Source organism: Mesorhizobium sp. WSM4842 (assembly GCF_055901575.1).
The window spans coordinates 6,094,374-6,113,059 of sequence record NZ_CM148372.1; the positions used below are offsets into that span (position 1 = coordinate 6,094,374).

Here is an 18,686-nt window from a genome sequence, read left to right on the forward strand (position 1 = left end):
ATGCTGCTGCGGAACGTGCATGATTTCACCGCCGCAATTCCGGGAAGACCAAAATCGCGGGCCGGCGCGGTGCCGGCCGCCGGCGATGTCTTTCAGTTCACCCGGCTGATGCAGAAATCGATGACGTCGATCAGCGCCGATTTCTGCGGTGTCGCTTCGAGCGGCGCCAGCGCGTCGCGGGCGATCTCGCCGAAATGGCCGGCGCGCCCGATCGTGTCGGCGATCGCGCCGTGACGGGTCATCAATCCGATCGCCTTTTCCAGCCCGGCGTCGTCGGTGACATTGTCCTCAATGGCGCGCTTCCAGAAGATGCGCTCGGCCTTGGTGCCGCGCCGGTAGGCGAGGATCACCGGCAGCGTCACCTTGCCTTCGCGGAAGTCGTCGCCGACATTCTTGCCCAGATCCTTGCTGGTGCCGCCATAATCCAGCGCATCGTCGATCAGCTGGAAGGCAAGGCCGAGATTCATGCCATAGGAGCGCAGCGCCGCGCGATCGTTTCGCGTCGCCTGGGCGATAACCGGACCGACCTCGGCGGCGGCCGAGAACAGGGCCGCGGTCTTGGCCTTGATCACCGCGAAATGCTCATCCTCTGTGGTTTCGAGGTTCTTGGCGGCGGCGAGCTGCATCACCTCGCCCTCGGCAATGATCGAGGCGGCGCTGGACAGGATGTCGAGCGCTTCCAGCGAACCGACATCGACCATCATGCGGAAAGCCTGGCCGAGCAGGAAATCGCCGACCAGCACGCTCGCCTGGTTGCCCCAGATCATGCGGGCGGTCTTCTTGCCGCGCCGCATGCCGCTCTCGTCGACGACATCGTCGTGGAGGAGCGTGGCGGTGTGCATGAACTCGACTGATGTGGCGAGCTTGACATGGCCGTCGCCGGAATAGCCGAACATCTGCGCTGAGGCGAGCGTCAGCATCGGCCTCAGCCGTTTGCCACCCGAAGAGATCAGGTGGTTGGCAATCTCCGGGATCATCTCGACGTCGGAACCGGCCTTCGACAGGATCAATTTGTTGACACGCCCCATATCGGCCGAAGTCAGGTCGATGAGATCCTTAATGGAGGCGGCTTCCCGCTTCCCGTTTTCGATGTTGAGAACGACACCCACGACAAACTCCCGTCTTATGTCACGCGCACGACGGCACCCCGATACCGCCGCAAACTCTAGGGCGCTACCCACAGGCACGGCAAGAGGCGATTTGGCGCGGTCGAGGTGGCGACGGAAGCCACCCACGTTTACATAGACGCTGCAACCTGCGAGTTTCTTCCTATGATAGAGCTTATCCGCACCAACGACGCCGTGATCATCTCCTTTGTCGAATCGCTGATGCGCGATGCCGGCATCGGCTGTTTCGTCGCCGACCAGAACATGAGCGTGCTCGACGGTTCGATCGGCATCTTGCCCAGGCGCATCATGGTCGAAGCCGACCAGGCCGATGCGGCGCGGCGCATCCTGACGGATGCCGGCATCGCCAACGAGATGCGCCAGAAGTAATGTCCGCGGCGCGCGCCACCCTTGTCCAGGACACGCCGGCCCATACCGTCGATGCTTTCCATCGCGGGCGGTTCTGGCTGGTGCAGCCTAAACAGGCAGGCCATCGCGCCGGCATGGACGCCATGATGCTGGCGGCTGCCGTGCCGTCCTCCTTCGCCGGGCGCCTTGCCGATTTCGGCGCCGGTGCTGGCGCCGCAGGCCTGGCCGTGCTGTCGCGCTGTCCTGATGCCGAGGCCGTGCTCATCGAACGGTCTCCGGAAATGGCGGCCTTCGCCGCAACGACGCTTGCCCACCCCGGCAATGCGCATCTCAACGACCGCGCCTCGGTGCTCGCCGCCGACGTCGCGCTGTCGGGCCGGGCGCGAACCGCCACTGGGCTTGCCGACAATTCCTTTGATTTCGTCATCATGAACCCGCCCTTCAACGCGGCCGAGGATCGCGCCACGCCCGACCCGCTCAGGAAGGCGGCGCATGTGATGGAGGACGGGCTGTTCGACAGCTGGATCCGAAGCGCGGCTGCTGTGGTCAGGCCGCGCGGCGGTCTTGCCGTGATTGCCAGGCCCGATCAGCTCGGCGCCATCCTCGATGCGATATCAGGCCGCTTCGGCGACGCCGAGATGCTGGCCGTCCACCCTCGCCCCGAGGCAGCGGCGATCCGCATTGTCGTCAGGGCAATACTCGGCGCACGCGGAAAACTGTCGATCCGCCCGCCGCTGATGCTGCATGCACAATCGGGCGACGGCCCAACCGAGCGGACCGAGATGATCAACAACGGGCTGGCTTCGCTGTTCGGCGACTGAGCCTTTTTCTACCGGCCGGCGGCGCGGCATTGCCGTTGGCCGGCGAATCCCTACATGCCTTCAAGCCAATCGAGCGGAGACCCGTGAAACGCTTCCTGAACCGCCTGCTGCCGAAATCCTGGCGTTCCGACATCGTCGTCATTCCCGTCATCCGGCTGCACGGCACGATCATGCCCGGCGGCGGCCAGTTCCGGCCCAGCCTGTCGCTCGCATCCACTGCCGGCCCTATCGAGAAGGCGTTTTCCTTCGATGCGCCCGTGGTCGCCATCTCGATCAATTCGCCGGGCGGCTCGCCGGTGCAGTCGCGGCTGATCTTCAGACGCATCCGCGACCTGGCGACCGAGAAGAACAAAAAGGTACTGGTCTTCGTCGAGGACGTGGCGGCGTCGGGCGGCTACATGATCGCGGTCGCCGGCGACGAGATCGTTGCCGATCCGTCGTCTATCGTCGGCTCGATCGGCGTGGTGTCGGCCTCGTTCGGCTTTCCCGAGCTGTTGAAGAAGATCGGCGTCGAGCGCCGCGTCCACACGGCCGGCCAGAACAAGGCGGTGCTCGATCCGTTCAAGCCAGAGAAGAAGGAAGATATCGAGCGGCTGAAGGCGCTGCAGCTCGAGGTCCACGAGACCTTCATCGACCTCGTCAAGGACCGGCGCGGGGCCAAGCTCAAGGACGACCCGGACCTGTTCACCGGCCTGTTCTGGACCGGCAAGAAGGGACTGGAGCTCGGCCTTGTCGATGCGCTTGGCGATATGCGCAGCGTGCTGAGGGCCCGTTTCGGGCCAAAAACCCAGCTCAAGCTGATCACGGCGCCGCGCGGCCTGTTCGGCCGCTTCGGCTGGTTCGGCTCAAGCAGAGGCGGCTTTTCGGCGCCCGAGATCGCCGCTGCTGCCGCAAGCGGCGTGATCGATGCGGCGGAAGAGCGCGCGCTATGGGCGCGCTTCGGGCTTTGAAAAACCGGCGAAAGCGTTTAACTTAAAAGCTTGACCGGCCCGACCGGCGCCGCAGTCGGCCTTGCGAGGGAGGAGTTTGACATGCCACAGATCATTTTCTTTATCGCAGTCGGCCTGCTCGCCTATTTCGGCTATCGCTCCTTCGTCAGGGAAGCCGAGCGCGTGACGGCCAAGATACGGCGCACCGAAAAGCAGGCTACCAACGGCACAATGGGCACGCTGGTCAGAGACCCGAAGACCGGCGAATACCGCCTGGCCAAGGACTGACATCATCCCCCTCGTGACTGAGACAGTGGCTTCCGGCAATGGGGTCCGGGCATTGCATGCGCATGCCAAATTAAATCTCGCGCTGCACGTCACCGGCAGGCGCGCCGACGGCTATCACACGATCGAGAGCCTGGCGGTGTTCACGCGCTTCGGCGACCGGGTTGACATCGAGCTTGCCGACAGCGACGGGTTTTCCGTCTCGGGCCGATATGCCTCCGCAGTCCCGCTCGACGACAGCAATCTGGTCGTTAAAGCGCGCGACGCGCTGCGAGAGCAGGCCGGTCAGCGGCACACACCGCCGGTCGCCATCAGGCTCGAAAAAAACCTGCCGGTCGCATCCGGCGTCGGCGGCGGGTCGAGCGACGCCGCAACGGCGCTGCGCGGGCTGGTTGAGATATGGAGGCTGGACCTCGGCGATGCCGACCTGGCGCGAGTCGGCCTCTCGCTGGGCGCCGACGTTCCCATGTGCCTTATGGCAAAGCCGCTGATCGCGCGCGGCGTCGGTGACGAACTGTCAGCCGTGCCGGGCTTTCCCGCGATCGGGCTGGTTCTCGTCAATCCCGGCACTGCCATCTCCACGGCCGAGGTGTTCAATGCGCTTTCTGATCGCGACAATGAGGGACTGCCGCCGCTGCCGCGCGACCTCGACTTCCACAGCATCCGCAATTGGCTGGAGATCACCCGCAACGATCTCGAGCCCGCGGCGCGGGCGATCCAACCCGCCGTCGGCAAGGCGCTGTCGGTGCTCAACAAGTCCGGAGCGGGGTTCGCCCGGATGTCCGGTTCCGGCGCAACCTGCTTCGGGCTGTTCGAGACCGGCAATGTCGCCAAGCGCGCGGCCGTCGATATCCGCAGCCGCCATCCCGACTGGTTCGTCGCCGCGACGCGAAGCATGACATCGGAGGCTGACACGCATGGCCAGGATTGACGAGAGCCGCTCCTTCATTCCCGTGCGCATCGCGGTGCTGGCCGTTTCCGATACGCGCAGCCTCGCCGACGATAAATCCGGCGAAACGCTGGCCGACCGCATCGTGGAGGCCGGCCATATCCTGGCCGCCCGCGACATCGTCACCGACGACCGCGAAAAAATCCGAGACAAGGTTCTGGGCTGGTCGAGGGACGACGCGATCGATGTCGTCATCACCACCGGCGGCACCGGCTTTACCGGCCGCGATGTGACGCCGGAGGCGCTGGAGCCGATCTTCGAAAAGCGCATGGACGGCTTTTCCGAAGTGTTCCACCGCATTTCCTATGACAAGATCGGCACTTCGACGATCCAGAGCCGGGCGACCGGCGGCGTCGTCAACGCGACCTTCGTTTTCGTGCTGCCGGGTTCGCCCGGCGCCTGCAAGGACGCCTGGGACGGCATTCTGAAGCCGCAGCTCGACTACCGGCACATGCCCTGCAACTTCGTCGAGATCATGCCGCGCCTGGACGAGCATCTGCGGCGCGGCGGCACCAAGACAAGTTAGGCCAGGTTCCCAAAAGGCTGTTTCGGGCCAAAAATCAGCGAATAACCGGCTCGCCGTGGAACCGCCGACGCGAGGGCGGCGAAACGCCGAAGCCGACTTCCATCATCAGCCGCGGTTTGCGCGTCGGCACGGTGCCCATGTGGAAGCCGAAGGGATCCTCGACAAAGCCCAAACCTGCCTCGCCGGTCAGCATAATCGGGCTCTGCGCGCCGTAGACACTCAGAACCTCTTCCGCGGGGTGGCCGACAAGAAGCGTCATCTGATGCTTGAGGATGCGGCGATTATGGCTGCCGCGAACATAGACATGCGGACCGGTCTCGGCATCGACCGGATTGAGATAGAAGAAGAATTTCAGCATCCGCCAATCGTCGAGATCGAAGTGGTATTTGCCAAGCGACGCCAGGTTCTTCTCGGCGTCGGAGACGGAGCTCGTCGGAAAGCTCCACCAGACGCGCGTGGTGATCAGCTTCGCCTGGCTGCCGAGATAATGGGCTGCGATGTCGAGAAGCAGCGGGTCGCGCTGTACCGTAAGCGCAGCGTTGCAGTCGAGAACCCGCTCGAAAAAATGGCCGCTGAGCAAGGGACGGCCGAAGTGCTTCTCGGCCTCGGCATGTTCGGCCGGCAGGAACTCCAGGCGACGGTCGAAATTGCCGAAGCAAGGCGTGCGCTGCGCAAAGCTGGCGATTTCCTCGTGGATCGACGACGGCAGGGCAAGCCCGGAAAAGAGGCCGTCCGAGCGGAGCGCGCCGACCACCGCGTCACGATCGACGCCAGCGAACATCGTCTCCTGGTCTTTTTGTGTGGGTCGAACCGGTTTTGCGCCACGCCAATGCAACCGCCGCGCCGGCATGGTGCGCGCCAGCATAAACATCGGCAGCCATGCCGGATTTTCGCGAAGGTCCGACAGATAGGTCGGAATCCGCACCGCAATGCGGCGCAGCAGGCTGCCGTTTCGGGCGATCGACTCGAGGCTTGCAGCACCGGATTGGTCAGGACTTGAAAGGGTCATCAGGATCCTCAGCTATAAGGGCGCGTCGACGAAGCGTCGGCCGCTCACCGCTCAGGCGTTACCCAAACCCATCCGCCCGCATCAAAGGAATGGTAAGCCCCGGTTAGATTTTGTGCAATGCACAATGAAAGGAGCTGTCGCAAACTTTCCGGCAAGCTTGACGGAGCATTAAGGCTCGTTGATTTCGCGACAGCGAGTGTTTCGAGCGAGGTGGAACGAAGAGGTTGCGCACGTGGAGAAGATCGCGACGAAGCGATTCAAACCCCGTCGAGAATGACGATCGTCGGCCGGTCTGGCAGGGTCTTCAGCGAAACCGTCAGCGACTGGCCGGACAGGAATTCCACTGCGAAATCGTCGCCCATCCTACCTGTGAATTCGCTGATCGGAGTCGCATGGCGATGCATCGGCAGGATCATCGAGGAATAGAGCCGCGCGGTGATTTCGGTCATCCGGTCGAGCGACAGCGTCATGCCGCCGTCGATAGGCACCATAAGGATGTCGAGCCGGCCGATGGCGCCGTAATGCGCGTCTTCCAGCCGGTGGTGCAGATGGCCGAGATGGCCGATGCAGAGCCCCGCCACTTCGAAAATGAAGATGGAATTGCCGTCCTTGCCGAGGTCGCCGCCATTGCGGATATCCGTCGGCACGTTGCGGATGTAGACATCGTCCACGACAAGGGCGTGCCGCGCCGGACCGCCGTCCGGATTCCAGCCGCGCAGCACATACTCAATGGCGGGATCCGGATGGTCCGAATAATGGGTGCGGTGCGCCTTGTTCATGGTCACCACGCGCGGCAGCGGGTCAGCGCCGTAAACGCCGGAAAAGTCGGTGGCGATCCTGACGCCGGCGGGCGTCTCGATGATGTAGGTCGAATGGCCGGCATAGGTGATCGTAACGTCGCCGTCGACGAAAGCCTCGGCCAGCGGAGGCGTCTGCGCCTTTGGCGCTGTGAAGCTGGCATAGGTGGCCGACGGCAGCGCTTCGGCGATCGCAACGCATCTCGACGGCGGCGGCTCTGCCTGGGCCGAAGCGGCGAGCGGCCAGAAAGCCAGTATTAGCAGAACGGCGGCAGATAGGCGGAGCATGACTGCCTCCCGTGGCAGGACTGGCGCTCATGCCACGATAGCGCCAGCAACTATGATGGCTATCGTCGGGACAGTCACGTTTTCGCGAGCGCCGGAGGAGCTGAACGTCTGCCCGGCGCCCGGTTGATACCGCCAGCGATCAGGGCGTCGGACGGAAGACGCCGTTCTCGTCGCGCTTGAGCGGCGCCTTTTGCCGGAAAAGCGGGGCACCAGGCGCTTCGGTGACCGAAACGCCCTCTGTCCAATCGGCGGGTGCAATAGCGATGTAACGCGCATATCCGCCCGACCCGCCGAGCGGCTTGGCAAAGCCGATTGTAACCAACGCCCCGGCCTCCGGCACTTTGTCGAGGTTTGCAACGCCTTCTGCCTGGGTGAAATCGTTGTGAAGCAGCCAATGTTCGCCTTCGAGATTGGGCGTGGTGTCGGTGTCGAGCGGCTCATGACCATGAAACAGAATCTTCCGCTCCAGATGCAGGAACTTCAGCGCGTCCAAACTGACGCCTGGAAACGGCTTCTGGTTGAAGCGGGCGGCATCGGACCATTTCTTGTACCAATCCGAACGCACGAAGACGACCGAACCCTCCGGTACGCGGCCGTGCTCCTTTTCCCACTCTTCGATGTCGGCGACCTGGAGGTGATAGCCTTCGTCAGTCTGCACCTTGCCGCTGATGTCGATCACGACGAGCGGCCGCACCGCATAAGTGGCCGGCAGGTCGCTGATCGTTGCACCGAGTGGATTCCAATGGGAGGGTGGATCGAGCTGCGTGCCATATTGGTCCGTCGTCAACTCGTAGGCGGTCGCAACGAACCCATGCTTGTCGTAGGTGAACTCTTCGCCGGCCTTGACGTAGCCCTCGATATCCCGACCGGCGACAGCCGGTTTGAACTTGGCATTGGCGAAGCCCGGCCAAACAGGCTGCACCGGCTCGAAGGCGTGGGTCAGATCGATGTACTTGGCCGATTTGAGCGTGTTCTCATAAATCGACCAAAGGGACGATTCCTGCGCCAAGGCGATCGCCGGCACTGACCAAGCGGCTCCAAGCATGGCGATACGAACGAATTTGGATACATTCATCTGCGATCTCCCCGAAATGTCACCGAGTATCGCGAGTTTCCCGCAGGACGACAAGCATATGCATTCCTCCCAGGAGTCGCGCCAATGCGGATTCCATCATGCCGCTTTCCGCCCACGGCTTGCGCGCCGCCTCATCCTAGCGAAGGACGCGACGTTCCCTCGCCCGCTATGGGGAGAGTGACGACCGTCGCTTCGCCGGCGCCACCCAGATCTCGGCGTCGAGCCTCTTGGTCGCAAGGCCGCGCGCGATGGCTTCGGCGCTGCGGGCGTTTTTCGATAAGGCCGCGGCCTGACGCTTGCTGATCACCAGCCCTTCGGCCAGTGCCCGGTTTCCCGAAAACACCCGCGACAGGAACGGCACGCGACTGCCGCGCGCCCGCGAAAACCGCGCCGGCATGGTTTGCCGGGCCGTGTGGGCGACGACCTCGTCGATCCAGCCTTCCGCCAACCGCGCCCCCGGCTCCAGCAGCAGCAGCCAGTCGCCCTTGGCCTGCCTGATGCCGGCAGCAATGCCGCCGCTCGCCACATAAAGGCAGCCGGCATGTTCGGCAACGCGGTGCGTCTGGTCGGTCGAGCCGGTGTCGCAGACGATGACATCGCGCACCACGCCCTCGACCGCGCCGCCGATCAGCGAGGCAAGCGTGCGGGCAAGTCTCTCTTCGTCATTCAGGGTCTGGATGAGAACGCTAAGCATCGTTAGCCGAATAGCGGAATGCGGGGCGCAGTGCCAGTTTTTGCGTCGCATCGCAAAAATGTTCTTGATTTGTTCTGTTGGATAAAATAGGATTATTTTCATGAACAGAGCGATTCGACAGCCAGCCGACAGTCCCTGGCAGAGGGCAAAAATGGAACAGATCGTACGTGCCGACATTGCCGCCTTCGGGGCTGGAAGGGCCGAGATGGCCAATGCAATGCTCGAGCAGAGTGGCGTCCGAATCCGTCCGGACCGCAATCGCGGCCGGTCCGCCGGCATCAACCCGTCCGGCCGGTTCGAACCGGTCAGCCGGCATGTGTTCGATGATGGCTGGAACTCGCTCGAGGAGCTGCCGCCCTTCAAGACCGAGGTGCGGGTCGAAAAGCCGCGCACCATCATCACCCGTAACGAATCGCCCGACATTTCCTTCGACCGCTCGATCAACCCCTATCGCGGCTGTGAGCATGGCTGCGTCTATTGCTTCGCGCGGCCGACGCACAGCTTCATGGGCCTGTCGCCGGGGCTGGATTTCGAATCGAGGCTGTTCGCCAAGCCGGATGCGGCGCGGCTACTCGACAAGGAACTGTCGAAGGACGGCTACCAGCCGCGCATCATCGCCATCGGCACCAACACCGATCCCTATCAGCCGATCGAGAAGCAGTACCGGATCATGCGCGAGATCCTCGAAGTGCTGGAGGCGCGCGGCCATCCGGTCGGCATCGTCACCAAATCCGCGCTGGTGACGCGCGACATCGACATTCTGTCGCGCATGGCCGAACGCGGTCTGGCCAAGGTGGCGCTGTCGGTGACGACGCTCGACCGGATGCTGGCCAGAACGATGGAGCCACGCGCGTCGACGCCGACCAAGCGACTGGAGGCGATCAGGCAGCTTTCGGACGCCGGCATTCCGGCCTCAGTCATGGTCGCTCCGATCATCCCCGGCCTGACCGATCAGGAGATGGAACGCATTCTCGATTCGGCACGTGCAGCAGGAGCGCGCGAGGCCGGCTATGTCGTGCTGCGCCTGCCGCTGGAGGTCGCGCCGATCTTCAAGGATTGGCTGCTGCGCCATTATCCGGACCGCTACCGTCACGTCATGTCACTGATCCGCTCGATGCGTGACGGCAAGGATTACGATTCGGATTGGGGCAAGCGCATGAAAGGCGCCGGCCCCTATGCCTGGCAGATCGGCCGGCGCTTCGAGATCGCCGCCAAACGGCTTGGCCTTAACGCCGAGCGGCGGTCGCTCAGGACCGACCAGTTCGTTGCGGCGGCCAAGGCAACCGAGCAACTGATGCTGCTGTGAAGACATCGTGTGCCGCCGCTGCCGGCGGCACATGAAAAATCCCGTCCGGCCTGTCCTTGTCCCCGGGCTTGCAGACGGTGCCCTCCGGGTCCGGTGCCTCACCCGACCCGGAGGGGCTTGCGGAGAATCGGAGCCGATGCGAACCTCGCCGCAACATGGCTCGCGCGCGTTCTGATTCTCCGCTTCTCTTCGAAATCGTTGAGAGACCCGATTTCTCCTTCGAGGCGAAGGCGATGGCCGAAGGCCTATGGCCGGTGGCGGGAATGGACGAGGCAGGCCGTGGCCCGCTCGCCGGGCCGGTCGTGGCGGCAGCGGTGGTGCTCGATCCCGCCAACATTCCCGACGGCCTCGACGATTCCAAGCGCCTCAGCCATCTGCAGCGCGAGGCGCTGTTCCTGAAAATCCTCGGCTCCGCTCTTGGCGTGTCGATGGCTTCGGTCGGCGCGGAAGGCATCGATGGCAGCAATATTCTCAGGGCAAGCCTCGAGGCGATGCGTCGCGCTTTGGTCGGGCTCTCGGTGCAGCCAAAGCTGGCCCTGGTCGACGGACGCGACGTGCCGCCCGGACTGCCATGCGAAGGCAGAGCGCTGATCAAGGGCGACCAGCGCTCGCAGTCGATCGCCGCCGCGTCGATCGTCGCCAAGGTGATGCGCGACCGCATGATGTGCGGCTGCGGCGGCCATCACGCGCATTACGGTTTCGAACTCCATATGGGCTACGCCACGGTCCGCCACCGTGCCGCGATCGAGGTGCATGGACCGGTGGCGCGGCTGCACCGCGCGTCCTTCGCACCGTTCCGGCTTGGCGGAACCGAGGTGCAGGACGAAGAGAGTTTTTCGGGTCTGGATTAAGCGATGGTCCATCGTCGCGCTTTCTCCCCCCTTGAGGGGGAGATGGCCGGCAGGCCAGAGGGGGTAGCCGCGCGTGAAGCGCCAACCTCCTCTCTCATTCGACGTATTATCCGATATCGCGTCGCGCCAGCCGAGGCGACCCCCTCTGTCGCCTTCGGCGACATCTCCCCCTCAAGGGGGGAGATTACCGCTCAGGCGCTTTCGCCTAACAAAAAAAGCCGCCAGGTTTCCCGGGCGGCTTCGATGACTTCCTGATGAAGTCGCTTAATTCAGCTTGGACTTCACATCCTGAAGCGAGGCCTTGAACAGGTCGGCGCCCGCCTTTGCGTCAATCTTGCCGGCGAGCAGCGTGCGTGCGGCTTCGACGGCGATATCGACGGCGCTGGCGCGCACCTCGCTGATCGCCTCGCGCTCGGCCTGACCGATCTTCTGTTCGGCAAGTGCGGTGCGCCGGGCGACATAATCCTCGGTCTTCTTGTGCGCCTCGGCAGCCAGCATGTCGGCCTCGCGCCTGGCGGCGGCGACGATGGCGGCGGCCTCCTGCTCGGCTTCCTTGCGCTTGCGCTGGTATTGGCCGAGCAATTGCTGGGCCTCCTCGCGCAGCCGGCGCGCTTCTTCAAGCTCGTTGCTGATCTTGTCGGCGCGGGCGTCAAGCGCCTTGGCGATCAGCTTAGGCACCTTGACGTAGACGGCAATGGCCAGAAAAATGACGAGGGCAACAGTGGCCCAAAGCGTCGCGAGTGATGTGGCGTCCATAATGCGCTCCTCACCGGGCCACGGATTTGACGGCTGCCGCGATCTCGGCCTTGTTGGCCTTGCCGCCGACAAGCGCCTCGACGATTGCCGAAGCAGTGTCCTCGGCGATCGTGCCGACTTCCTTCATGGCATTGGCCTTGATGGACGAAATGCGAGCCTCGGCTTCGCCAAGCTTCTGGTCGAGCGCAGCCTCGACCTTCTTGCGGGCGGCCTCGGCTTCCGCCTTGGCGGCATCGTTGGCCTGCTGGCCGATCGCATTGGCCTTGATCTTGGCCTCCGCCAGTTCCTGCTCATAGGCGGCAACGGCGGCATCGGCCTCGCCCTTCAGCCTGGCGGCATGATCGAGATCCTGGGTGATGCGGTCGTTGCGGACATCGATGATGCCGCCAACACGCGGCATCACCACCTTCTTCAGGAACAGGTAGAACAGCCCGAAGGTGATCGCCAGCCACACAAGCTGCGACGGGAATGTCGCCGGATCGAATGGCGGGAACACGCCGTGCGCCTCGGCAGGCACACCGGTGCCGGAATGCGTATCGCCTTCCGTGCCGGTATGGCCGCCTTCGACAGCGGGCGCGGACTCTTGCGCAAAGGCAGATGTCACGAACATGGACTATCCCCTGATGTCAGGCCTGCCGCTGATTGCGGCCGGCCCGTCCAATTCCCAATGTTAGCCGAACAGGGCCAGAAGCGCGATGAGCAGGGAGAAGATGCCCAGCGCTTCAGTCACGGCGAAGCCGAAGATCAGGCGGCCGAACTGGCCATCCGCGGCCGACGGATTACGCAATGCGCCCGCCAGATAGCTGCCGAAGATGTTGCCAAGGCCAATACCGGCGCCACCCATGCCGAGGCATGCGATGCCGGCGCCGATGAACTTTGCTGCTTCTGCTTCCATGTGTTCAACTCCTTTGGATCTAAAAATTCCGTTGCGATTTTCTATCCCGGCAGCAAGGCCGGAAACTCTTGGGTCAACCTGGGTCAGTGCCCGGGATGCAGGGCGTCGTTCAGATACATGCAGGTCAGCACGGCAAAGACGTAGGCCTGCAGGAAGGCGACCAGCAGTTCCAGCGCCGTCAGCGCCACAGCCATCGCCAGCGGCAGGACCGATCCGGCAATGCCGAGCGTGCCAAGCGCGCTCAAGCTCACCACGAAGCCCGAGAACACCTTCAGCGTGATGTGGCCGGCCAGCATGTTGGCGAACAGACGAACCGAGAGGCTGACCGGGCGCGAAACGAAGGAAATCACCTCGATCAGCACCACCAGCGGCAGCAGGTAAACCGGCACGCCATGCGGCACGAACAGTTTCAGGAAACCAAGGCCATGCTTCATGAAGCCGTAGACGACGACGGTTCCGATCACCAGCGCGGCAAGGCCGAAGGTGACGATGATATGGCTTGTGACGGTGAAGAAATATGGAAAAAGACCGAGCAGATTGGCAACGAGCACGAACATGAACAGCGAAAATACCAAGGGAAAGAACTTCATGCCTTGGGTTCCGGCTGCGTCCCTCAGCATGTTGCCGACGAATTCGTAGGCCATTTCCGAGACCGACTGAAGACGGCTAGGAACGAGGCTGCGGCTCGAGGTGCTGAGATAGAGAAACGCCGAGGCAACGGCGACGGTCGCGACCATGAAGAGTGCAGAGTTGGTGAACGACAGGTCGTAGCCGCCGATCTCGATCGGAATCAGCTTGTTGATATGGAACTGGTGGATCGGATCGACCTTGTCAGCAGCCACTTTAAATCCCCATCAAAGCCGCGCGCGGCTTTAGTGTCCTGTTCACTGCGCCGGCAAGCGGCGCCTCAAGTCATTCTTTCGGATCGCGGGCTTTGTCGCCCTGTCCGAATTCCGCCATAAGTCCCGCGGAGCGCAGGACATTGAGCACGCCGGCGCCAAAACCGAGCAGCAAAAAAACGATCAGACCCCATGGCGATGTCCCCGCCACACGGTCGATGATCCAGCCAAGACCAGCACCAACCACTATCCCGGCGATGAACTCGCTGGATAGCTTGAGCGCCTGGCCATATCCGGCCGCACTGCCCGCTTTCGCGTCGTCTTTCCCCTCGAGCCGGTCCGGCCGCCTTGTCGCAAGCGATGCTTCAAGGTCGCGCCGGCGGCGCTCAAGATCGTCGTCACGGATGTCGGCTTGACGCTGTTTGCCGCGGCCGGTTTCTCCGGTTCCGTCTGGCCCATTCTTGTCGGCCATCGCAACCCCCTTGCCCGTTCAGATCGTCACCGTCCGTCCGCTCTTAAGTCGCCGGCAACATAGTTAGAGGGTCCGCGCCCGTCAAGCCACGGGCGGGACTTCCGCCTTAAGTATTTTCTCCATTCATATCAATGGCTTGCCAGGGTGCGACATCGTGCCCGCTACCGCCGCTGGCGTGCCGCGGCCGAATCCCTGCGGCGACGGGTCTTCGATCGGCCGCGCCCGGGGCCTTGCCGGAGCGCTCAGCTCCAGCCGCCGCCATAGGTGCGATAGAAGATGTGCAGGCCGATCCTGGTCATTTTTTTCATCGTCCGCGCCCAACCCGGGTTGACGTAGTTGGCGTAGTAATGGGTCGACGATCCGACTTCCGGGATGAAGATCTTGCCGGCAGTGACCGCCATGGCGATGTCCTGCGCGGTCTTGTAGTGGGCGGGACTCTGGATGCGCTTCTTCCTGCCGTCGCAAGCGAAGGAAAACTGGCAACGGTTGAACCATTTGTCGTTCTGATAGACGACGCCGCAGATTGAGTTCGGATAGGCCGGATTGCGAACGCGATTGAGGATGACCTGGGCGACGGCGGCCTGGCCGCGCACCGTTTCACCCCGCGCCTCGAAATAGATGCCGTTGGCGAGGCAAGTCTGTTCCGCTTTGGAGAATACGCTCGCCGGCAGCGGAGTTTGCATCCACGAATGATCGCCCTTGGCCACCGGCGGAATGAAGCGGCCATCATTCGGCTTCTCGTCCTGAAGCAAGGCCTCGAAGGGCGAAGCCTGGGCATAGTCGGGCGCGGCCGCTGCGTAGGCCGTCGCCAGGACGTCGGGGCGATCGTTGTTGACCAGTGCGGCCAGCATGGCCGGCACGCCGGGATCCGGCTTCTTGTCGACGCGCCTATGAAACGCGGCGGCAATCTGGATCTCCTTGCCTTTGATCTCGGGCTTGGCGAAAGCCATTTTCAGGCCACTGTCCATGCTCGGGCGAAGCAGCGAGGAGGAGCGCTCAAACACCGAGCCGGCATTGAAGTTCTTCGGCGGCGCGACCGGCGAGACGATGATGATGCGGCCCTTCTTGTCGGCGCGCATGATGCGGTCCTCGTCGGGCGTCGTGCTGGCCACGCTGCCCTTGCCGCGAAACGACACGGCGCCGATGCCGGGCAACCGGACGCCGGAACCCGAGATCGAACCGGTGGTGTCGGAATCGAGGAAAGGCATTTCGGCGGCATGGACCGAGCCGGCGACGGATTTCTCGACATAGGCGTTCCAGCGGGCATTCGGCGCCTTGAGGCCGGAAACCAGGCTCGTCATGTCCTGGTAGGCAATGGCATTGGGAAAGCCGACCCAGATGCCAATTCCAACGACCAGAGGAGACAGAAAGGAACGTCTTTTCTCACCGGCGAAAGCGACAAGCCGCTTCAAAACACGTCGATGCACGGAACTCTCCAGAAACGCAACGGACCCCACTGGAGAGGCACGATGATGCATTAACCTTGATGGGGCGTTAACGGAGTTCGACAGCGCCAATCATTTCAAAGGCTTTGTTGGAAACGGCTCCAACGGTCCCAATGACCGCTCCGCAGAGCGCTGTTCAGAGATGGAGGGATTCTCCTCTATGCCACGAACATGCTTTACGGCCCGCCATCGGCGAGCGGTCTCTTGCTTCAATGAGGTTTTTCGGTGGCGTGCTGGTCGGTCAGGGGATAATTCCCCGAGGGCCCCGGCGCAGCTGGATCTGGCGGGTACCGCAGCATTTCTTGAACTTCATACCTGAACCGCAAGGACATTGATCATTGCCGCCGCGTTGCAGCCGGCCGACCAGGGGCAGCAGCGCTGCGGAAGGCAGGAGCGATGCCGCAAGGGCAGCCAACTTGGCCGAGATTCCCGGCACGACGAGGCGACGACCGGATTTGAACCCTCGCCACGCCCGTTCGGCCACATACTCCGGACCCACCTTGGGCAAGATGTTGAAGAGCACCGTCTGATTGGCGCCTGACCTTGCGAGAAACTCCGTCGACACCGGGCCTGGCGCCACGCATGTGACCGTCACACCGGTTCGGCGCAATTCCTGGTGAAGCGCCTCTGAGAAGACGCGCACGAAACCTTTGCTAGCGAAGTACAGAGCCATATAAGGCCCAGGAAGGAACCCGGCCACGGAACTGAGATTGAGCACCCCGCCCCGTCGGCGCGCCACCATGCCCGGCAGAAAATGGAGGGTCAGTTCCGTGAGGGAATGTATGTTGAGATCGATGATACCGAGTTGACCATCAATGGGCAGCGCCGTCGCCGCGCCCCGCAGGCCATAGCCGGCGCTGTTGACCAGGACATCACAGACCAGGCCGTGTGCGGACAGAAAGCCCTCCAGGCGCGTTGGCGCATCGCCTGCCACGAGATCCAGCTCGAGCGTGAATGCCTCGCCGCCCGCCTCCCGAACCTCAGACGCCGCGGCGGCCAAACCCTCGGGCGAGCGGGCAACCAGCACAACCGCACCGCGCTCCCGTGCAGCGACGCCCGCAATCGCCCGGCCAATTCCACCCGAGCCGCCAATCACGACGACGGCTGGCCGGAATTCATAGTGCGAAATCACGTCGCGTTACTCCGTCTTGCAGGAGCGGAAGCACCTTGCCTGAGCAGCACCACTTCATTGGCGACGGTGCCGTTCAGGATCTTTTCGAATCGCTCCAGTGCTCGTGCGACGTTCGCTCCATCCATGACCCGGTGATCGTAGTGGATGCGGACATTCACCGATCCGTCTTTTTCGATCGGACCGTAGTTTAGAAGCGTGGTCAGTGGTGTCAGCGGGTTGAGTGATTCCGCACCGAGACCAGAATAGACGGACAGTTGGAAGGTACCGAAGTAATTTGCCCTTTGCCGGCCGATGTTCAACCCTAGCCACATAAGCAGCCACCTGACTGGCGCAGGCGCACCTGCCATCCGCAAGGCACGCCGGAACTCCGGGACCTCCAGGATCGGCCGTGATCGAGCCGCGTGGATGGACCCCTCAAGTTCCGTGATGGAGTAGCGCTCCGGGCACTTGATGCAGCTCAGCAGAACGGCCGGCTCGCCGTCATATTCGCGCTCGTGGGCAATCGAGGCTACGCTTGCCGGATACTCGTAAAGCTGCGGCCAGGGCAACTTGACATAGGCGCGCCGCAGCTCCGGCATCTCCAGGGCGAGAAGCGCATATCCTTTCAGGAAGATCGCAGTCCACGAGGGCCTGGTCTGCTGCGCCATTCTAGCCCTTACGAGTGGGCCGAGGTTCATCTGACGCTGCACCGCGACGCGTGGCACGCCGATCGAAAACCTCATCAGATCGCCAACAAGGCGCCGGGGCGCCGAAAGCTTGAGGGCTCGGCCTCGCATCAAACGACCTCTAATAAAGATAAGGGAATATTCGCTTGGTCCTTTCCATATAGGCGCGGTATTGCGGGCCTAAATTCTCCAGCATCATACGCTCTTCCTTATCCACTCTCAGCAGGAAAAGCACTGCGAATCCGATCAAACCAGATATGCCCGCAACCCAGTTCGGCAGCAGAAAGAGCTGGCCGAGCCCCATAAGCAGAAACGAGGTGTACATCGGGTGACGGACCAAGGCGTATGGCCCGGCGCTGACCAGTTCATGCCGCTCGCGAATCTCGAGCGTGATCGACCAGTTACGGCCAAGTTCCTTGTGGGACATGCGAAAAATCCACAGCGCGGAGCAGAAGATGATGGTTCCGAGCGCCACCGACCACACGCTGGCCGGATGGTCAGCCGCTGCGGGGATGCCGGTGGCGACATAGAAGCCAGGCAGGATCGCCAGGCCAAGGAGAGCCGATGCAAGCCCGACGGTGTCGGAACTTGAGCGCCCGCCAGCTACAATTCGCACGCGCCTTGCCCGGCGCTCGAAGGGATACCGGATCACATACCAGGCAACGATGCCGATCACCCAAATGATCTCGCCAAGTGAAGCTACAGAAATGGTCACTTCAGGTCACCGGAGCCTTTTCTCGATCTGGGACCACGATAAACCGTCGCAACGATGTCAGCGTCCGAACTGTCGACCGAAGACATTCAGAGCGCGCTCCTTTCGGAGTTGACCGGGCGAATGAGGCGAAAGCGGGTTTGCCAATCGCATTTCAACCGCCGTTCATCTCCCGAAGCTTGGTTATGAATTGTTGCGGCCGGAGCCAGGTACCAGGGGTCTTATACCCCATCGATCTGGCGATGTCCGCTACGAATGCGTTGCAGTTGTAGAGCGAGGCGTGCCAAAGCGGAGAGTTGGCCTGCAGCCTTCGTATGCTCGCGACGACTTTCCTATATTCGGCTTCGGTAAGCAAAACACGCCAGCTTGCCGACCGGTAGGCATCTTCCAGGTCGCCGTCCGTCCACCCGGTCGAGGCTGGCACGGGCGCCAAATGGCCGAGAACATAGACATTGGGATCATTGGACTTCGGAGCGAGCCCCGCGACTTCGGGGTTGACCATCCGTCCCGCCTGGTTCAATCGTCCAAAAATCACGAAGGAATGGCCGTAGGTAAGGGCGTACCGGGAGCGGAACTCGATGAAATGCCGTTGGGCTTGAGTTGATGCCGCCGCGGGCGCCATCATCGCCGCGGATCTCAGTGCCCGATCATTGGACACGAAAGTCGGCTGGGGCTTTTTGTCCTGCGACTGACATGACGCCGCGACAAGCGCGAGCAGGGCCACAATTGTTGAACGGCCACTTACAAGCGTCATCTCATCCAGAA

General features: G+C 62.7%; 23 protein-coding genes. 8 read left to right on the top strand and 15 right to left on the bottom strand.

Annotated features, from left to right (window positions below; all coding sequences use genetic code 11):
• Nucleotides 1–92 precede the first annotated feature (92 nt).
• Complete coding sequence (locus AC0NIE_RS29585) at nt 93–1,109, bottom strand: polyprenyl synthetase family protein (protein ID WP_473487667.1); 1,017 nt, start codon at nt 1,107–1,109, stop codon at nt 93–95.
• Between the two features lie 162 nt (nt 1,110–1,271).
• Here AC0NIE_RS29585 and AC0NIE_RS29590 point away from each other — a divergent pair, with 162 nt between their 5' ends.
• The 6 genes from AC0NIE_RS29590 to moaB all read left to right on the top strand — a co-directional run bounded on the left by AC0NIE_RS29590 (nt 1,272) and on the right by moaB (nt 4,985).
• Nucleotides 1,272–1,496 (top strand): putative signal transducing protein, encoded by a 225-nt coding sequence (locus AC0NIE_RS29590; protein WP_023799382.1) that lies wholly within the window; start codon nt 1,272–1,274, stop codon nt 1,494–1,496.
• Complete coding sequence (locus tag AC0NIE_RS29595; RefSeq protein WP_473487668.1) at nt 1,496–2,296, top strand: tRNA1(Val) (adenine(37)-N6)-methyltransferase; 801 nt, start codon at nt 1,496–1,498, stop codon at nt 2,294–2,296. Before AC0NIE_RS29590 ends, AC0NIE_RS29595 begins: the two co-directional genes overlap by 1 nt.
• Before the next feature lie 83 nt (nt 2,297–2,379).
• On the top strand, nt 2,380–3,246 hold the full coding sequence (locus AC0NIE_RS29600) for a S49 family peptidase (protein WP_473487669.1): 867 nt from the start codon (nt 2,380–2,382) through the stop codon (nt 3,244–3,246).
• Nucleotides 3,247–3,327: 81 nt separating this feature from the next.
• Nucleotides 3,328–3,513 (top strand): hypothetical protein, encoded by a 186-nt coding sequence (locus tag AC0NIE_RS29605; protein ID WP_077381693.1) that lies wholly within the window; start codon nt 3,328–3,330, stop codon nt 3,511–3,513.
• A 25-nt stretch (nt 3,514–3,538) separates the two neighbouring features.
• A complete protein-coding gene (locus tag AC0NIE_RS29610) occupies nt 3,539–4,441 on the top strand; it encodes a 4-(cytidine 5'-diphospho)-2-C-methyl-D-erythritol kinase (protein WP_473487693.1) in 903 nt (300 codons plus the stop codon).
• On the top strand, nt 4,428–4,985 hold the full coding sequence (gene moaB, locus AC0NIE_RS29615; protein WP_258119209.1) for a molybdenum cofactor biosynthesis protein B: 558 nt from the start codon (nt 4,428–4,430) through the stop codon (nt 4,983–4,985). Before AC0NIE_RS29610 ends, moaB begins: the two co-directional genes overlap by 14 nt.
• A gap of 34 nt (nt 4,986–5,019) precedes the next feature.
• Here moaB and AC0NIE_RS29620 read toward each other — a convergent pair whose 3' ends face one another.
• The 4 genes from AC0NIE_RS29620 to AC0NIE_RS29635 form a co-directional block, all read right to left on the bottom strand.
• Complete coding sequence (locus tag AC0NIE_RS29620; RefSeq protein WP_473487670.1) at nt 5,020–5,994, bottom strand: phytanoyl-CoA dioxygenase family protein; 975 nt, start codon at nt 5,992–5,994, stop codon at nt 5,020–5,022.
• Between the two features lie 257 nt (nt 5,995–6,251).
• On the bottom strand, nt 6,252–7,079 hold the full coding sequence (locus tag AC0NIE_RS29625; RefSeq protein WP_473487671.1) for an MBL fold metallo-hydrolase: 828 nt from the start codon (nt 7,077–7,079) through the stop codon (nt 6,252–6,254).
• Nucleotides 7,080–7,218: 139 nt separating this feature from the next.
• On the bottom strand, nt 7,219–8,154 hold the full coding sequence (locus AC0NIE_RS29630; RefSeq protein WP_473487672.1) for a cyclase family protein: 936 nt from the start codon (nt 8,152–8,154) through the stop codon (nt 7,219–7,221).
• Between the two features lie 166 nt (nt 8,155–8,320).
• Entirely contained in the window at nt 8,321–8,848 is a 528-nt protein-coding gene (locus AC0NIE_RS29635) for a glycosyltransferase (RefSeq protein WP_473487674.1), read from the bottom strand.
• A gap of 151 nt (nt 8,849–8,999) precedes the next feature.
• On the opposite strand from AC0NIE_RS29635, the gene AC0NIE_RS29640 reads away from it, so the two are divergent.
• Both AC0NIE_RS29640 and AC0NIE_RS29645 read left to right on the top strand, forming a co-directional pair.
• On the top strand, nt 9,000–10,154 hold the full coding sequence (locus AC0NIE_RS29640; protein WP_473487675.1) for a PA0069 family radical SAM protein: 1,155 nt from the start codon (nt 9,000–9,002) through the stop codon (nt 10,152–10,154).
• 155 nt (nt 10,155–10,309) lie between these two features.
• On the top strand, nt 10,310–11,005 hold the full coding sequence (locus AC0NIE_RS29645) for a ribonuclease HII (protein ID WP_473487676.1): 696 nt from the start codon (nt 10,310–10,312) through the stop codon (nt 11,003–11,005).
• Nucleotides 11,006–11,269: 264 nt separating this feature from the next.
• On the opposite strand, the gene AC0NIE_RS29650 is transcribed toward AC0NIE_RS29645, so the two are convergent.
• From AC0NIE_RS29650 to AC0NIE_RS29695, 10 genes are all read right to left on the bottom strand, one after another.
• On the bottom strand, nt 11,270–11,761 hold the full coding sequence (locus AC0NIE_RS29650) for a F0F1 ATP synthase subunit B (protein WP_473487677.1): 492 nt from the start codon (nt 11,759–11,761) through the stop codon (nt 11,270–11,272).
• Nucleotides 11,762–11,771: 10 nt separating this feature from the next.
• Nucleotides 11,772–12,371, bottom strand: a complete 600-nt coding sequence (locus AC0NIE_RS29655) for a F0F1 ATP synthase subunit B (protein WP_473487678.1) — start codon at nt 12,369–12,371, stop codon at nt 11,772–11,774.
• 60 nt (nt 12,372–12,431) lie between these two features.
• Nucleotides 12,432–12,656 carry a F0F1 ATP synthase subunit C gene (locus tag AC0NIE_RS29660; protein ID WP_023799397.1) on the bottom strand — a complete coding sequence of 75 codons (225 nt, stop codon included), beginning with the start codon at nt 12,654–12,656 and terminating at the stop codon, nt 12,432–12,434.
• Nucleotides 12,657–12,739: 83 nt separating this feature from the next.
• Nucleotides 12,740–13,498, bottom strand: coding sequence for a F0F1 ATP synthase subunit A (locus tag AC0NIE_RS29665; protein WP_077381387.1), 759 nt, complete (start codon nt 13,496–13,498; stop codon nt 12,740–12,742).
• A 70-nt stretch (nt 13,499–13,568) separates the two neighbouring features.
• Nucleotides 13,569–13,967: an AtpZ/AtpI family protein gene (locus AC0NIE_RS29670; RefSeq protein ID WP_023799399.1), complete on the bottom strand. Its 399-nt coding sequence runs from the start codon at nt 13,965–13,967 to the stop codon at nt 13,569–13,571.
• 242 nt (nt 13,968–14,209) lie between these two features.
• The gene (locus AC0NIE_RS29675; RefSeq protein ID WP_473487679.1) at nt 14,210–15,394 is read right to left on the bottom strand and encodes a cell wall hydrolase; all 1,185 of its coding nucleotides are present in this window, start codon (nt 15,392–15,394) and stop codon (nt 14,210–14,212) included.
• A 259-nt stretch (nt 15,395–15,653) separates the two neighbouring features.
• On the bottom strand, nt 15,654–16,541 hold the full coding sequence (locus AC0NIE_RS29680) for an SDR family NAD(P)-dependent oxidoreductase (protein ID WP_473487694.1): 888 nt from the start codon (nt 16,539–16,541) through the stop codon (nt 15,654–15,656).
• Nucleotides 16,541–17,320, bottom strand: a complete 780-nt coding sequence (locus AC0NIE_RS29685) for a hypothetical protein (protein WP_473487680.1) — start codon at nt 17,318–17,320, stop codon at nt 16,541–16,543. Before AC0NIE_RS29685 ends, AC0NIE_RS29680 begins: the two co-directional genes overlap by 1 nt.
• A 10-nt stretch (nt 17,321–17,330) precedes the next feature.
• Nucleotides 17,331–17,918, bottom strand: coding sequence for a protein-S-isoprenylcysteine O-methyltransferase (locus tag AC0NIE_RS29690; protein WP_473487695.1), 588 nt, complete (start codon nt 17,916–17,918; stop codon nt 17,331–17,333).
• 157 nt (nt 17,919–18,075) lie between these two features.
• On the bottom strand, nt 18,076–18,675 hold the full coding sequence (locus AC0NIE_RS29695; protein ID WP_473487681.1) for a hypothetical protein: 600 nt from the start codon (nt 18,673–18,675) through the stop codon (nt 18,076–18,078).
• Nucleotides 18,676–18,686 lie beyond the last annotated feature (11 nt).

Coding starts and splice junctions, on each gene's coding strand:
- AC0NIE_RS29590 (WP_023799382.1), top strand. CDS start 1,272: ATGATAGAGCTTATCCGCACCAACGACGCCGTGATCATCTCCTTTGTC.
- AC0NIE_RS29595 (WP_473487668.1), top strand. CDS start 1,496: ATGTCCGCGGCGCGCGCCACCCTTGTCCAGGACACGCCGGCCCATACC.
- AC0NIE_RS29605 (WP_077381693.1), top strand. CDS start 3,328: ATGCCACAGATCATTTTCTTTATCGCAGTCGGCCTGCTCGCCTATTTC.
- moaB (WP_258119209.1), top strand. CDS start 4,428: ATGGCCAGGATTGACGAGAGCCGCTCCTTCATTCCCGTGCGCATCGCG.
- AC0NIE_RS29620 (WP_473487670.1), bottom strand. CDS start 5,994: ATGACCCTTTCAAGTCCTGACCAATCCGGTGCTGCAAGCCTCGAGTCG.
- AC0NIE_RS29625 (WP_473487671.1), bottom strand. CDS start 7,079: ATGCTCCGCCTATCTGCCGCCGTTCTGCTAATACTGGCTTTCTGGCCG.
- AC0NIE_RS29630 (WP_473487672.1), bottom strand. CDS start 8,154: ATGAATGTATCCAAATTCGTTCGTATCGCCATGCTTGGAGCCGCTTGG.
- AC0NIE_RS29635 (WP_473487674.1), bottom strand. CDS start 8,848: ATGCTTAGCGTTCTCATCCAGACCCTGAATGACGAAGAGAGACTTGCC.
- AC0NIE_RS29640 (WP_473487675.1), top strand. CDS start 9,000: ATGGAACAGATCGTACGTGCCGACATTGCCGCCTTCGGGGCTGGAAGG.
- AC0NIE_RS29645 (WP_473487676.1), top strand. CDS start 10,310: ATGGCTCGCGCGCGTTCTGATTCTCCGCTTCTCTTCGAAATCGTTGAG.
- AC0NIE_RS29650 (WP_473487677.1), bottom strand. CDS start 11,761: ATGGACGCCACATCACTCGCGACGCTTTGGGCCACTGTTGCCCTCGTC.
- AC0NIE_RS29655 (WP_473487678.1), bottom strand. CDS start 12,371: ATGTTCGTGACATCTGCCTTTGCGCAAGAGTCCGCGCCCGCTGTCGAA.
- AC0NIE_RS29660 (WP_023799397.1), bottom strand. CDS start 12,656: ATGGAAGCAGAAGCAGCAAAGTTCATCGGCGCCGGCATCGCATGCCTC.
- AC0NIE_RS29670 (WP_023799399.1), bottom strand. CDS start 13,967: ATGGCCGACAAGAATGGGCCAGACGGAACCGGAGAAACCGGCCGCGGC.
- AC0NIE_RS29685 (WP_473487680.1), bottom strand. CDS start 17,320: ATGCGAGGCCGAGCCCTCAAGCTTTCGGCGCCCCGGCGCCTTGTTGGC.
- AC0NIE_RS29695 (WP_473487681.1), bottom strand. CDS start 18,675: ATGACGCTTGTAAGTGGCCGTTCAACAATTGTGGCCCTGCTCGCGCTT.